Origin of the sequence: Pseudarthrobacter sp. SL88, from assembly GCF_026672455.1 — a bacterium.
Lineage (GTDB): Bacteria > Actinomycetota > Actinomycetes > Actinomycetales > Micrococcaceae > Arthrobacter.
On sequence record NZ_JAPPRD010000001.1, the window covers coordinates 3,237,951 to 3,252,243 of the forward strand.

The following is a 14,293-nucleotide window of genomic DNA, read 5'->3' on the forward strand; positions in this document are numbered from 1 at the left end:
AGTACGACGGCGGCCCCGCACCTTTTCGCGAAAGGTGCGGGGCCGCCGTCGTACTCAGCGAAGAACTCCTACGCGAGGCGGGACTTCAGGCCGTTCAGCTCGGACTGCAGCGCCTGCGGGAGGGAGCCGCCGAAGTTGTCGAACCATTCCTCGATGGAGGCCAGCTCGGTGGCCCACTCTGCGGGGTCAACCCTGACTGCTTCCTCCACCTGGGCGGGGGTCATGTCCAGGCCTTCGAGGTCGATGGCCTCGCCGGTAGGAACGAATCCGATGGGGGTTTCGACGGCGTCGGCCTTGCCCTCAAGGCGCTCGATGGCCCACTTGAGGACGCGGGCGTTGTCGCCGAACCCGGGCCAGGCGAAGCCGCCTTCGGAGTTCCGGCGGAACCAGTTGACCAGGAAGATCTTGGGCAGCCGTTCCGGGTTGGCCTTGGCGGACAGGTTGACCCAGTGGTTCAGGTAGTCGCCTGCGTCGTAGCCGATGAAGGGCAGCATGGCCATGGGGTCGCGGCGGACCACGCCCACCGCACCGGCTGCAGCTGCAGTGGTTTCGGAGGACAGGGTGGAGCCCATGAAGATACCGTTGGACCAGCTGCGGGCCTCGGTCACCAGCGGGATGGTGGTCTTGCGGCGGCCGCCGAACAGGATCGCGGACAGCTCCACGCCCTCGGGGTTGTTGTATTCCTCGGCGAGCATGTCGATCTGGTCGATCGGGGTGCAGAAGCGGGAGTTCGGGTGCGCAGCGGGCTTGTCCGAGTCGGGCGTCCAGGAGTTGCCCTGCCAGTCAGTCAGGTGCGCAGGGGTTTCCTCGGTCATCCCCTCCCACCACACGCCGCCGTCGTCGGTCATCGCAACGTTGGTGAAGATGCTGTTGCCCTTGGCGATGGCGCGCATGGCGTTGGGGTTGGTGCCCCAGCCGGTACCGGGAGCCACACCGAACAGGCCGGCTTCGGGGTTGACCGCGCGGAGCTCGCCTTCCTTGCCGAAGCGCATCCAGGTGATGTCATCGCCGAGGGTTTCGACCTTCCAGCCGCTGATGGTGGGATCAAGCAGCGCGAGGTTGGTCTTGCCGCAGGCGGACGGGAAGGCTGCGGAAACGTAGTACGTCTTCTGCTCGGGCGAGGTGAGCTTGAGAATCAGCATGTGCTCGGCCAGCCAGCCCTCGTCGCGGGCCATCACGGAAGCGATGCGCAGGGCGTAGCACTTCTTGCCCAGCAGGGCGTTGCCGCCGTAGCCGGAGCCGAACGACCAGATGGAGCGCTCCTCCGGGAAGTGGACAATCCACTTGTCCGGGTTGCACGGCCAGGGCACGTCGGCCTGGCCCTGTTCCAGCGGCGCACCCAGGGAGTGCAGGGCCGGAACGAAGAAGGCGTTGGTCTCGGTGATGCGGTTCAGGACATCGGTGCCGATGCGGGCCATGATGCGCATCGAGGCCACAACGTAGGCACTGTCCGTGATTTCGACGCCGAACTTCGGGTCCTCCGCGTCAAGGTGGCCCATGACGAAGGGGATGACGTACATGGTGCGGCCGCGCATGGAGCCGGCGAACAGGCCGCGCAGCTTCTCCTTCATCTCCGCCGGAGCCATCCAGTTGTTGGTGAATCCGGCGTCGCGCTTGTTCTCGGAGCAGATGAAGGTCTGTTCCTCGACCCGGGCAACATCGGCCGGATCGGAGAAGGCTGCGAAGGAGTTGGGGAACAGGTCCTGGTTGAGCCTGGTCAGCGTGCCGGCGGCAACGAGTTCATCGGTGAGGCGCGTGTTCTCCTCTTCGGACCCGTCAACCCAGTAGATGCGGTCCGGCTGCGTCAGCTCAGCAACTTCTTCGACCCATGCCAGCAGCCCGGCATGTGTGGTGGGTGCTTCGTCAAGCAGCGGCTTCTGTGCCAGATCGCCCATTGCGGTTCCCTTCCTCGGGTTCATCGGTGTGTCCTAAATGCTATGGTCCGGACCAGTGCCGGATTTCGGCAGGTTGCTTGCTACAAGATGGCTCAAAATGCGGATTCCGCGAGATTTCAAGGAATATTTGTGGAAAAGTCTACGATTAAGTGAGGAAGGTCACCTAGACCGGTCTAGTAGCGCAGATAACAGCTCTCTCGATTTGGCACTCCGTCAAGACTCGCGTAAAGTAATTCGAGTTCCAAGGAGAGCGGTTCTTCTCCGGGAACACGAGATGCGCCCATAGCTCAGCTGGATAGAGCGTCTGTCTACGGAACAGAAGGTCAGGGGTTCGAATCCCTTTGGGCGCACAAACAAGGTCCGCACCGGTTCGCCGGTGCGGACCTTTTGCTTTAACGCCTGCCGGCGTTCCCCGATCCACGGCATGCCTCCTTCGCTGCCGCCACTCACGCCTTCACTGCTTGTCCACACGTTTCGCCCGGCCGTCCGGCGTAGGCTGTCCCCATGATTCCTGAGCCTGCTGGGCGCGAGTATGACGTAGTAGTAATCGGTGCCGGCGCTGCCGGCGAAAACGTGGCGGACCGTGTGGTCAAGGGCGGGCTTACCGCGGTACTCATCGAAGCTGAACTGGTGGGCGGTGAATGCTCATACTGGGCCTGCATGCCATCCAAGGCCCTGCTCCGGCCGGGCACCGCACTGCACGGTGCGCAGACGACGCCCGGCGCCAAGGAAGCCGTAACCCGGACGCTGGACGCCAAAGCCGTCCTGTCCCGCAGGAACTACTTCACGTCCAAACTGGCAGGACGACGGACAAGTGGAATGGGTCAAGGACTCCGGCATTGAGCTGGTCCGCGGCCACGCCTTCCTCACCGGGCCCCGGACTGTTGAGGTGGCAGGGCTGGACGGAACAGACCACCGCCTCAACGCCCGGCACGCCGTGGTCCTGGCCACCGGATCGGTGCCCACCCAGCCGCCCATTGAGGGGCTGGCGGACGTGCAGGTCTGGAGCAATCGGGAAGCGACCTCCGCCAGCGAGGTGCCGGCCCGGTTGGCCGTGCTGGGCGGCGGCGTGGCAGGAACTGAACTGGCCCAGGCCTTTGCCCGGCTGGGCTCGGCAGTGACGCTCGTTGCGCGCAGCGGCCTGCTGGGAAGCTTCCCGGAAGAAGCCGCCGCGCTTGTTGCCTCCGGCCTGCGGGCTGACGGCGTTGACCTTCGCCTCCACACAGCCACGCAGCGGATCGGCTTGAACGACGACGGCACCTTCAGTATCGAGCTTGGCGACGGTTCCAGCGTCACGGCGGATAAGGTCCTGGTATCGACGGGCCGGCACCCCGCCCTTGAGGGACTTGGCCTGGAAAGCGTCGGTTTCGCTCCAGATGCGGACGGGCGCTTGCTCCTTGAAACGGACAACACCGGGCTGGTCCATGCCGCGCAGGGTGACGGCAGCTGGCTGTATGCGGTGGGCGACGCCGCGGGGCGGAACCTCTACACGCACCAGGGCAAATACGAGGCCCGCGCCACCGGGGACGCCATTGCGGCGCGCGCCAGGGGAGAACTGGACGGCAGTCCGGCGGACTGGAGCCGCTTCGCCCAGACAGCCAACGATCACGCCGTCCCCGGGGTGGTCTTCACTGATCCGGAACTCGCAACAGTGGGCCGCAGTCTCCAGCGGGCCCGCAAGGACGGCTACAACGTGTCATCAGTGGAGCTTCCCATCCAGGTTGCGGGGTCCTCCCTGCACTCCGAGAACTACGAGGGCTGGGCGCAGCTGGTCATCGACGAGGACCGGAAAGTCCTTTTGGGCGCCACTTTCGCCGGCCCGGACGTGGCGGAGCTCCTGCACGCGGCGACCATCGCCGTCGTGGGTGAAGTTCCGCTCCACCGGCTATGGCATGCGGTCCCCGCGTACCCCACCATCAGCGAGGTGTGGCTGCGCTTGCTGGAGAAGTATGGATTGTAGGGTTCGTATTTGAACTGACCGGTCAGTTTGGTTAGTCTTGTAGCAGACACTTTCTGTGAAAGGCTCCCCTTGCTCTCAGCACGCCAGCTTTCTGTCAAAGGCCGCCGCGATCCCCTGCTCCCTCCCACCGCGCTTGCCGTGGAGCGGGGACAGCTCCTGCTGGTGGCCGGTGACCGCCAGGACCAACGCACGGCCCTTGCCCTTGCCCTCAGTGGGCGGATGAAGTCCACCGGCGGCTCGGTTGCCTGGGACGGGCAGCAGCGCACCCGGCAGCTGCGGCTGGCCAGTGCCCTGGTGGACTCCCCCGGCGTGAACGAGCCGGAGGAGCACCTGAGCGTGCGCGACCTCGTGACAGAGGACCTTGCCCTGGTGCCGCGCCGCTACCGGGGCGCGCTGCTCAGCGGCCCGTGGCTCAAAGTGAACCGCTTCGAGGACATCGCCGGCCTCTGGACCGAACAGCTGGACCCCGCCCGGCGGCTGGAGCTGCTGACCGCGCTGGCGCTGGCCAACCCGCACACCGACCTCCTCGTGGTGGACTCTCCGGACAGGCACAGCGCGGACAACGCCGCCTGGCTGCCCCGCCTGCAGGAATTGGCGTCCGACGCCGGAAGGCCGCTCGCGGTCGTCGCCACCGTGCGCGCCCTCCCGCCGTCGTGGAACGGCCCGTCCGCCGTCGTGGGCAACGATGCTGTGGCAGATGTGGGCAACGATGCCGTGACAGATGGGCCCGTGACGGAAACTGACGAGGCGAGCGACGGCCGGCAGACTGGCCGCCACGAAGCTGCGATCCGCGACGACGGGCTGCCGGAGCGTCCGGATGAAGACGATGCCCTCAACGAGGGTACCCATGGCCACGAAAGCCGGGCCACCCCTGCACACACCGGGCAGCACGTCCGGACCGATGAACTCGAAACCGAGGTTGCCAAGTGACAGTCATCCGGCTGGCCCGCTCCGAACTCAAGCGCATGACCGGCGGGCTGCTGCCCAAGCTGACCATCCTCGCGCTGACCATGGTCCCCCTCTTGTACGGGGCCGTCTATTTGTACGCCAACTGGAATCCTTACGGCCACCTGAACAACCTTGATGCCGCGCTGGTGGTCGAGGATACGGGGGCCGGAAGCAGCGACGGTACCCGTTTGGAGGCCGGGGCGAAGGTGGCGGACAGCCTGGTGGAGGGGAACGTCTTCCACTGGATTCCGGTGGAAAGCTCCGCAGCAGCGGATGAGGGCGTCAGCAGCGGCGAGTACGCCTTTGCCCTTAAGATCCCGAAAGACTTCTCCGCCAACCTGGCTTCGCCGGGTAGCTTCGACTCCGCGAGCCAGGCGATGCTCAATGTCACCACCAACGACGCGAACAACTATCTCCTCAGCACCATCGTGGACAAGCTGACCACTGCTGTTCACACCACGGTGGCCACCGAGGTGGGCGAGGAAACCGCGAACCAGCTGCTCACCGGCTTTGGAACCATCCACACCCAGATGGTGAAAGCCGCCGACGGTGCGGGGCAGCTGGCGGACGGCGTCGCCACCCTCCGCGACGGCACCGTGACGCTGCATCAGGGAACCACAGACCTCAGCAGCGGAGCCTCCCAGCTCGAGGCCGGGCAGCTGAAGCTCCGCGACGGAGCCAATCAGCTCACCGACGGCGCCGGCCAGTTAAGCAGCGGCCTGTCGGTATTGAAGGACAAGACCGGGTCGCTCCCCACCGACTCGCAGACGCTTGCGTCCGGGGCTGCGCAGGTGGCCGCCGGGAATGCCCAGCTCAACACCAAGGTCCAGGATGTGGCAACGCAGCTGGAGGCTGCGGACAAGGGGCTGCGGGCACGGGTGGTGGAGTCCAACAGCCGGCTGGTGGCTTCGGGCGTACTGACGCAGGAGCAGGCCAACGCCATTCTTGCCGACTTCGATGCCGCAGCCACGTCCAACCCGGTAGCCGCCGCCAAGGCGAAGCTGCAGTCGGATGCGGCCCAGATCCAGCAGCTCGCCGACGGCTCCGAGGCCGTCAGTGTGGGCGCCGCGCAACTGGCCGCCGCCACCCCAGCACTGAAGGACGCCATCGGGCAGGCCTCAAGCGGCGCCGACAAACTCCATACCGGTGCCGCCACCCTCGCCACCGGTGAGCAGGCCGCATTGGACGGCACCTCCAGCCTGGCTGCGGGGGCGCAGAAGCTCGATTCCGGCGCTGCCCAGCTGGCCGACGGTGCCGGCACGGCCGCGGACGGTTCACGCACGCTGGCCGATGAGATCGGCAAGGGTGCCGGGCAGGTTCCCAACCCCGACGATGCCCAGAAGGACAACCTGTCCAGGGTCATGGCGGATCCGGTTGCGGTCAGCAACGTTTCCCAGGCCAAGGCCAACTCCTACGGCGCCGGGCTGGCACCGTTCTTCCTCACGCTGGCCCTGTGGATCGGCATCTTCATGCTGGTGCAGGCCATGCGTCCCATCACCCAGCGGGCGCTGGCGTCCAACGCCCCGTCCTGGAAGATCGCCCTGGGCGGCTGGCTCCCTTTCCTGGCTGTATCCGTTGTGCAGGCGTCCCTGCTGACCCTGGTGGTGAACGTCGCCCTGGGCCTGAACCCCGCGCATCCGGTGATGATGTGGCTGTTCATGCTGGCGGCGGCCATGGCGTTCAGTGCACTGATCCAGGGGATCGTTGCGCTACTGGGCTCCCCCGGCAAGCTGGTGGTGCTCATCCTGCTGGTGCTCCAGCTCGTGTCCTCGGGAGGTACCTTCCCGTGGCAGACCACACCGCAGCCCCTGCATGTGGTGCACGAGATCCTTCCCATGGGGTACGTGGTGACCGGAATGCGGCACCTGATCTACGGGGCGGACCTGTCCATGATCCTGCCCACCGTGGCCGGCCTCCTGGGGTACACCCTGCTGGGTACCGTGATGTCCACGCTGGCAGTGCGCAAGAACAAGTACTGGACTTTGAAGACGCTTAAGCCGGAGATTGCCGTATGAGCAAGGACCCGGAGGATACGGGCGCTGCCTTGGCAGACGGGGCAGCGGCAGCTTCGGTCCTGGAAACGGCGGAAATGGGCACACATCCCTTAGACACTACGAAAGGGCGGCGGCCGGCCCGGACCACGGCCACCCGGCAGAAGCTGTTCGATGCCTCCATGGCACTGATCGGCGAGCGCGGGGCCGCAAACGTGACGGTGGACGAAATCGCCGCGGCCGCCGGCGTATCGAAGGGAACTGTCTACTACAACTTCGGCAGTAAGTCCGAACTGATCGCCCAGCTGCTGAGGCATGGTGTGGACATCCTGAAGGCCAGGCTGCTGGGAGCCGCCGACGCAGGGCAGCCACGTACCGGACGCCCGCGCAAGGCCAATAAGACCGGCGGTGCCGAAGCCGGGAGTTCCACTGATTCGGACGGGGATCCCTCCGTTTCGGCCGGGGATCCCCTGGTGGCCATGGAGTCGATGATCGGGCAGGCCATGGATTTCATGGCCGAGTACCCGTCCTTCGCCCGGCTGTGGGTGAGCGAGAACTGGCGCATCCCCAGCGAGTGGCAGGGCACCTTCGCGGTGCTTCGCGGGGAGCTGTTGGAGGTGGTGGGTCAGGCCGTGGACAACGTGGCGAAGGCCTACCCGGTGGACGAGTCCGTACCCCGCGGGAGCCTTGAAACGGCCATCTTCGGCGCCTGCTTCGTTGTGGGCCTGGACCGGCAGACCTATAACCCCGAGCGGACCCGTGACCAAAGCGTTGCAGCAATCATGGCCATCATGCGCGGCTACGTCCTGAAGGATGCGCACCCTCGGAGATGATGGAGCACATGCGTCACATGGGCAACAGCGGAAAGTTTGCGGTCATTTGCGGCATCGTCGCGGCCGGGCTGCTGGTCCTGACGGGGATGACGCTGGCGGAGCCTGTGTTCCTGGCGTTCCTAGGCGTCCTGGCGCTGGCCTATGTGGCCGCGGTCGGGGAGCTGCTCGTCCGTCGGCGTCGCCTGGCCCTCGTAGCGACAGGTGCGGGTACCAGCATCACCATCGCGTGCTCGCTCGCATTCCTGAGCACCTGGGAGCTGGCGTTCGACGGCGAGTCATCCTTCATCGGCACCCCGTTGCCCACGAACGATCCGGACAACTACTTCATGGTGGCCGCTGCCGCCGCTGCGGGGACCCTGGCGGTCCTTTTCCTGGGCGCTGCATGGCCGTCCCGGCGTCGTGCTGGCAGCGCGCGCAGGCCCGCCACGGCGGGACGCAGGCCCGCAGCCGCGAGCCGTCCCTCCGGCCGGGGAACGGCACAGAACCCCGCGCGGCGCCCGGGTGCGCAGCGGGCGGGAGAACAACGTACGGCTGCGCCCAGGCCAGGTGCGCCGCGCGCGGCTGAACAGGGTTCCGGGACGCAGCGTTCCGCGACAAGGGCCTCCGGCGGCCAACGTTCCGGCGCCCAGGGACCAGGTGCCCAGGGTTCGGCGGCTCAGCGTGCCCCGGGGACCCGGCCGCCGGCCAGGTTGCCGTCCACACCTGCCCGCCGCCCGTCCCCGAAGTCCGGCAACGGCTCAACCACGGGCCGCTGAGGCGGCCTCCGGCTGAAGTTCACCACCGCCGTCGCCACGCCTGCAAGGAGCAGCAGCCCGCCCGCAATTTCCGTTGGCGTGGGAATTTCCGCCAGGACCAGCCAGGCCGTGCCCATTCCCACCACCGGGACCAGCAGGGTGAACGGAACAACGGCGGACGACGGGTGGCTGGCCAGCAGCCGGTTCCAGATTCCGTAGCCCACCAGCGAGGCGAACACGGCCGTGTACAGTGCGCTCAGCAGCGTGGGCGCCTGCAGGTGCCCGAGCGTCCCCAGCACTGCGCCGGGGCCATCCACCACCAGCGACAGGCAGAAAAGGGGCAGCGGCACCACGGCGCCGGACCACACCACCAGGCCCAGTCCCGAGGCTGCCCGCGCTTTCCGGGCAATGACGTTCCCTGCGGCCCAGGACAGTGCGGCCGCGAGGACGATGAGGAAGGGCAGCAATGGCGCGACAGCGCTGCGGCCCGCCGCGACGACGGCCAGCCCCGCCACGCCCAGGACCACCCCGGCAAGCTGGCGGGGTCCGGGCCGTTCACCGAGGAAAACGGTGGCAAGCAGGACCGTCAGGAGCACCTGCGCCTGCAACACCAGGGAAGCGAGCCCTGCCGGCATTCCCAGCGCCATGGCCAGGTAAAGGAGCCCGAACTGCCCGGCACTCATGAAGAGGCCGACGCCGATGATCGCCTTCCAGCTGACATCCGGCTTGCGGATGAAGAAGATCCACGGGACCACCACCAGGACGAAGCGCATCGGCACGAACAGGAGCGGCGGGACGTCCCCTCCCCCGGGGTGCAGCCCGATGTCGATGGCAACGAAATTCAGGCCCCACAGGATGGCAACCAGGACGGCGAGGAGGGAGTTGCGGAGATTCACCCCATCAGAGTGGCAGAAGCAGCAATGAAGCACCAGCGTTTATTTGCACCGTAAATCGTGTACTTTTGCTTCATGATTGATATCGGGTCGCTCCGGGCCCTGGCCGCGATTGAACAGTACCGGTCCGTCATTGCAGCCTCCGAAGCTATGGGCTTCAGCCCTTCGGCCGTCTCCCAGCAGGTGAAGAAGTTGGAGAGGGAAGCCGGCTTTGCCGTGCTGGAACGCCGGGGACGGGGCGTACTGCTCACCGAAAGGGGCGTGGCACTCGCCGCCTATGGGCGGCGCATCCTTGCCGAACTCGAAGAACTCCAGTCAACCCTGCTGGCCGATCCGGCCAAGCCCAGCGGGCAGCTGCGGGTGGTGGCATTCTCCACCGCATGCCGCGGACTGGTGGGGCCACTGCTGGGCAAACTGGCCGCGACCGAAAGCGACCTGGACGTCAGCGTCCTTGCCGAAGACCCACGTGAGGCCGTGGCCCGCGTGGCCAACGGCGAGGCGGACCTGGGCCTGGTGCACAACTGGAATTCCGTTCCGCTGGTGATTCCCGAGCATCTGTCGCTGGAGTGGCTGTGCGAGGACATCGCCGATGTCCTCGTGCACAGCAGCCACAAGCTGGCAGGGCGCTCCGGGGTCACACCGGCGGACCTGGTGGATGAGCAATGGATCAGCACCCCGCACGGGGCCATCTGCAACGAAGCCCTGCTGAGGATCTTCGCCGATCTTGGCCGGGTTCCCGACATCAAGGTCTACGACCCCGATTTCGCCACCCACATCGCCCTCGTGGAGCAGGCCGCAGTGGTGGCCCTGGTTCCGCGGCTGGGCCGCCCGGTGCTGCCGCGGGACGTGGTTGCGGTGCCCGTCACGGACCCCGTCCAGGCGCGGCAGGTGGGCATTGTCCACCGCAGGACCATGACGGCCAGCCCGGGCATCCGGTACGTGTCCGAACTGCTGCGGAAGATCGCTGCTAGTGGGCCCGGGGAACCTTGAACCTGGTGATGCGGGCGTCCTGCCCGTCCAGCTCGGCCCACGACTTTTCGGTTTCCAGAACTGTCAGCGCGCTGGTGGGATACCGGGTGGCAGCGTCCATATAAGCATCATGGTCGGAGTCCCGGGAGGCCAGGTGCATCGCCAGGTCCTGGACGCCCGGCAGGTGCGAGATCAGCATCAGGGTGGTCACGGTATCCGGAACGTGGTTGACCACGGCAAGCATGCGCAGGGCCGAGGCGGCATACAGCCCGTCTTCAAGCTTGGGCGTGGGCGCCTTGTCCCCCAGCTCCGAGCACACCCAGGTGCAGGTCTGGCGGGTACGCAGGGCACTCGAGCACAGGATGAAGTCAGGGACGATGTTGTGCTTAAGCAGCCACTTCCCAGCCAGCGGCGCCTCCCGGTGACCGCGTTCCTCCAGGGGCCGCTCATGGTCGGCAATCCCGCCGGGCCAGTCGGCCTTGGAATGCCGCATGATCACAAGCCGGCGAAGATGGTGCTCACTCATGGCCCAAGCCTATCCAAACCACTTAGCCGTGGAGGTCAATGCTTGGCTGGGCAACACGAACGCAAGAAGGCGGCACATCCCGAAAGCGCCGTTGTTGCGTGAGGAACGAGCGCAGGCGCAGAGGGATCGTGCCGCCTTCTGGCGGTGATGAGCGTTTCTAGATCGAGTATTCCGGAGCGGCCCAGACGACTACCTCGGGGTGCTCGTAGAACCTGTAGCCCTGGCCGCGGACCGTGCGGACGGTGTTGGCCAGCCGGCCGAGCTTGGAGCGGAGGCGGCGGATGTGGACGTCGATGGTGCGCTCGTTGGGGACCTCTTCGGCGTTGCGCCACAGGCCTTCAAGCAGTTCGTCGCGGCCCACCGTGCGGGTGCCGTTTTCCACCAGGTAGTTCAGGAGTTCGAACTCCTTGAAGGTCAGGTTGAGGGACTCGCCATCGAGGTGGACTTCGCGGCGGGCGAGGTCGATCAGGACGCCGGAGGGGCGGGGCTCCTGCGGCTGCTGGGGCCGGGGTGCCTCGGTGCGCTGCCGGGCGTTGACGGTGGGGTCGCCGAAGGTGGAACGGACGACGTCGAGCGCGGAACCGGGGGTGCCGGCAGGGGCAACGGCCACGGCGGCGTAGCTTTCGGCGCCGGTCACCAGCGACTGGGCGTAGGCCCGGATTTCCTGGGCAAGCTTGGCAATGGAGGTGCCGGCAGCTGCAGCGGTTTCCTCATCAATGCCCATGTACAGCACAAACCCGCGGGCCACATTCTCGTTGGGAACCGGCCGGACGGCGTTAGGCCCGGCCACCACGGGGGTGGGGGCGGTGATGGGCGCCGCGGTCTCCGTGGGCTGCACCGCGCGGAGCTGGCCGTAGGAGTTGGGGTTGTAGCCCTGCGGTGAGTAGCCCTGCGCCGGGAAGCTGTTTCCGGACGTCGGAGCAAGCGAGGGGCGGGGGCCGAAACCGGGGCGGAGGCCGGACGGCTGGCCGGCCTTGGCGGCGTTACGGACGGAGATGTGGACGTATCCGGATGCAACTGACATGGAATGCTTACCTCAATGTGAATGGCCGCCATAGCGGCACTCGAATGCTGGGTTTCCCCGCACTGCGAATGGGGAGGGGCGCCCGACGCTGGGCTGGGGGCGAATGCCTAAGAACTTCGAAGGGTGTAGAAGGTCAGGCGTGCATTCGACAACAGCGCATGTCGGCAGCAGCTGATGTGCTGGGCCAATATTCTGCGGCTGCAGGTGCTGTTGAGTTCTTGTTCACATTGGAAGTGTGCAGCGTAACAATGGCAACTTGCAAGTAACAATGGGCGGGATCGTCCGCATCGTGAGACAAAGCGGCGGAATGTGCGACAGATCACGATTCTGGGAAGGTCAAATAATAACACTCGTTATCCGAGAATGATCCCTCGGAGAGTTATTTGATTGAACTATCTTCGATGGATACGCAATCTATCGAATCACGCTGAATTTCAATCGCTTGACATAGAATCGACCCACCGGAGGGTCCTCACTGTCCAATTCATTGCCGGCTGCTAGCCGTCTTTTTGGCCCCCGGCTACCTGAACGAAGCCACCGCGGCGGCGTCTCACATTGCGACGGCCGGTCAGTTGGTGGTTGTCCCCGCACCCGGAGCTGCTGCCGTACCGGACGCCGTCGCAAGCAGTACGGTCTTGGCTGTGTAGCTGTCCGACGACTTGAGCGCGGTAACGCGGACGGTTGACCCGGACGTGTCTTCCGAGATGCCCAGTGTGCCACCCGTGCTGCCGCTGCCCCGTTGCCGGATGCCCTCTGATACCTGCACATCCGCTCCGACGGCGTAGGTGCGCGAAAACCCGTCCTCGCTCTTGACGGTCAGCCAGTCAGACAAAACGTCCGTGACGGTGCCCGTCTGGGAAGCCATGGTCACGTAGGAAGAATCCTGCAGGATCACATATTCGGAGTGTATGGCGGCGTTCAGCCCTGCCAGCCCTATGCCGAGACCGCCGGGGCCGCCCATGGCTCCGCCGTTCATGCCGCCAATGCCGTCCGGGGCTGTCATTCCGGACTGGCCGCCGGGCGCGAACTGGCCGCCGGGGTCCGCCTGCCCGTTGGTCCCGCTGGCGCCGCCGGCATCCTGGGTATTGTCCGCGGCTGCCACGGAGCTGTTTCCGGCGGCATAGGCCCCCGCACCAGCTGCTGCGGCCACCGCCACCACGACTCCGCCAATGATCAGCCCCTTCCTGGCTGCCCTGCCCCGGTTATCCAAAGTCCGGCCGTCCAAAGCCCGGGGCCGCCCCTCTGCCGGGTACGGCTGCGGTGCGCCCCACCCTGCCGGCTGTTCCTGCCGCTGGTCCGTGTCCGCCGTCGTACTCCCCCATCCAGCAGGCTGGCCGCTCCCGGGAGCGGCCCAATCCTGGGACGGCCTGCTCTCCGCGATGCGGGGAGGTGCCCAACCGGAAGGTGCCTGCGGGCTGTCGGGGTTGCCGGCAAAGACTTCCCACTGGCTTTGCGGGCGGGCCTGCCCCTCGGCTGCGGCGCCGGCCTGATGCGGCTGTCCACCCTGGGCCGGTTCGTCCGGGACGGCACGGTTGTTCTGCTGGTCCATTGACTGCTCCAAGGGAACGTGGCGGTCGCCTCTGCTGATGTTCCATCAGCGTCAGCCGCGTTCCTGTACCCGGGCTGTGCAGCGGGGCAGTGCTGACTGTGACATTTGGACCTTGGCGCCGACGCTGCCTCACCCGCTGCGACGCCCAGCTGGCTAGGCTGGGATTCACAGCTGGGGCACAGGTAGCCCAAAGCCCGCCTATATCGAAGGATCGGAGAGTTGTCCCATGGCCACCTCGCACTCCATGACCAACAACCTCCCCAAGCTCTCCCATCCGGACGGCTCCCCCATCCGCGCCCTGGTGGTGGATGACGAACCCAGCCTTTCCGAGCTGATGAGCATGGGCCTGCGGATGGCCGGGTGGTCCGTGGCAGTGGCAGCGGACGGGCCCGAGGCGGTGAAGCTGGCCAAGGACTTCCGCCCCGACGTCCTGGTGCTGGACGTAATGCTGCCAGGGTTCGACGGCGTGGAGCTGCTGGGCAGGATCCGCGCCTTCGCGCCGGAGGTGCCCGCCCTCTTCCTGACCGCGAAGGACGCAGTCCAGGACCGCATCGTCGGCCTGGCCGCCGGCGGTGACGACTATGTCACCAAACCGTTCAGCATGGAGGAAGTCATCCTCCGCCTGCACCGGCTGGTTCAGCGCTCAGGCGTCGCAGCCATGGACACTGCCGAATTGGTGGTGGGCGACCTGGTGCTCAACGTCGACACCCGGGAAGTCACCCGCGCCGGGGATGATGTGCAGCTGACGGCCACCCAGTTCGAGCTGCTCCGCTACCTCATGGAAAACCCCAAGCGTGTCATCAGCAAGGCCCAGATCCTTGACCGGGTGTGGGACTACGATTTCGGCGGCCAGGCCAACATTGTGGAGCTCTACATCTCCTACCTCCGCAAAAAGATCGACGCCGTCCATCCGCCCATGATCCACACCGTCCGCGGGGCCGGCTACGTCATCAAGCCGGCGGAGTAGCACG

General features: G+C 66.3%; 11 protein-coding genes, 1 tRNA gene and 1 pseudogene. 8 read left to right on the top strand and 5 right to left on the bottom strand.

The genetic code is table 11. The annotated features are described in order from the left end of the window. Window positions 1-68: 68 nt before the first annotated feature. Window positions 69-1,895 carry a phosphoenolpyruvate carboxykinase (GTP) gene (locus OVA06_RS14585; protein WP_261621061.1) on the bottom strand — a complete coding sequence of 609 codons (1,827 nt, stop codon included), beginning with the start codon at window positions 1,893-1,895 and terminating at the stop codon, window positions 69-71. A gap of 276 nt (window positions 1,896-2,171) precedes the next feature. Here OVA06_RS14585 and OVA06_RS14590 point away from each other — a divergent pair. The 6 genes and pseudogenes from OVA06_RS14590 to OVA06_RS14615 all read left to right on the top strand — a co-directional run bounded on the left by OVA06_RS14590 (window position 2,172) and on the right by OVA06_RS14615 (window position 8,382). Then, a tRNA-Arg gene (locus tag OVA06_RS14590) sits at window positions 2,172-2,245 on the top strand. A 154-nt stretch (window positions 2,246-2,399) separates the two neighbouring features. After that, window positions 2,400-3,855: pseudogene (locus tag OVA06_RS14595) on the top strand (dihydrolipoyl dehydrogenase family protein). Between the two features lie 69 nt (window positions 3,856-3,924). Continuing rightward, window positions 3,925-4,785 carry an ABC transporter ATP-binding protein gene (locus OVA06_RS14600; RefSeq protein WP_442793553.1) on the top strand — a complete coding sequence of 287 codons (861 nt, stop codon included), beginning with the start codon at window positions 3,925-3,927 and terminating at the stop codon, window positions 4,783-4,785. Next, window positions 4,782-6,818: a YhgE/Pip domain-containing protein gene (locus OVA06_RS14605; RefSeq protein WP_268159259.1), complete on the top strand. Its 2,037-nt coding sequence runs from the start codon at window positions 4,782-4,784 to the stop codon at window positions 6,816-6,818. Before OVA06_RS14600 ends, OVA06_RS14605 begins: the two co-directional genes overlap by 4 nt. 74 nt (window positions 6,819-6,892) lie before the next feature. Then, the gene (locus tag OVA06_RS14610; RefSeq protein WP_268160804.1) at window positions 6,893-7,627 is read left to right on the top strand and encodes a TetR/AcrR family transcriptional regulator; all 735 of its coding nucleotides are present in this window, start codon (window positions 6,893-6,895) and stop codon (window positions 7,625-7,627) included. Between the two features lie 17 nt (window positions 7,628-7,644). Next, window positions 7,645-8,382, top strand: coding sequence for a hypothetical protein (locus OVA06_RS14615; protein WP_268159261.1), 738 nt, complete (start codon window positions 7,645-7,647; stop codon window positions 8,380-8,382). On the opposite strand, the gene OVA06_RS14620 is transcribed toward OVA06_RS14615, so the two are convergent. Next, on the bottom strand, window positions 8,283-9,257 hold the full coding sequence (locus tag OVA06_RS14620; protein WP_268159263.1) for an EamA family transporter: 975 nt from the start codon (window positions 9,255-9,257) through the stop codon (window positions 8,283-8,285). The genes OVA06_RS14615 and OVA06_RS14620 overlap by 100 nt on opposite strands. Before the next feature lie 72 nt (window positions 9,258-9,329). Here OVA06_RS14620 and OVA06_RS14625 point away from each other — a divergent pair, with 72 nt between their 5' ends. Next, the gene (locus OVA06_RS14625) at window positions 9,330-10,244 is read left to right on the top strand and encodes a LysR family transcriptional regulator (protein ID WP_268159265.1); all 915 of its coding nucleotides are present in this window, start codon (window positions 9,330-9,332) and stop codon (window positions 10,242-10,244) included. Here the strand turns inward: OVA06_RS14625 and OVA06_RS14630 are convergent. The 3 genes from OVA06_RS14630 to OVA06_RS14640 all read right to left on the bottom strand — a co-directional run bounded on the left by OVA06_RS14630 (window position 10,222) and on the right by OVA06_RS14640 (window position 13,322). Further along, the gene (locus OVA06_RS14630) at window positions 10,222-10,749 is read right to left on the bottom strand and encodes a SixA phosphatase family protein (RefSeq protein ID WP_268159267.1); all 528 of its coding nucleotides are present in this window, start codon (window positions 10,747-10,749) and stop codon (window positions 10,222-10,224) included. The two genes, OVA06_RS14625 and OVA06_RS14630, sit on opposite strands and share 23 nt — an antisense overlap. Before the next feature lie 157 nt (window positions 10,750-10,906). Next, window positions 10,907-11,773 (bottom strand): winged helix-turn-helix domain-containing protein, encoded by an 867-nt coding sequence (locus tag OVA06_RS14635; RefSeq protein WP_268159269.1) that lies wholly within the window; start codon window positions 11,771-11,773, stop codon window positions 10,907-10,909. A 568-nt stretch (window positions 11,774-12,341) separates the two neighbouring features. Then, window positions 12,342-13,322, bottom strand: a complete 981-nt coding sequence (locus tag OVA06_RS14640) for a hypothetical protein (RefSeq protein ID WP_268159271.1) — start codon at window positions 13,320-13,322, stop codon at window positions 12,342-12,344. A gap of 226 nt (window positions 13,323-13,548) precedes the next feature. Here OVA06_RS14640 and OVA06_RS14645 point away from each other — a divergent pair, with 226 nt between their 5' ends. Beyond that, window positions 13,549-14,289 carry a response regulator transcription factor gene (locus OVA06_RS14645; RefSeq protein WP_056076624.1) on the top strand — a complete coding sequence of 247 codons (741 nt, stop codon included), beginning with the start codon at window positions 13,549-13,551 and terminating at the stop codon, window positions 14,287-14,289. The last annotated feature ends 4 nt before the right edge of the window (window positions 14,290-14,293 follow it).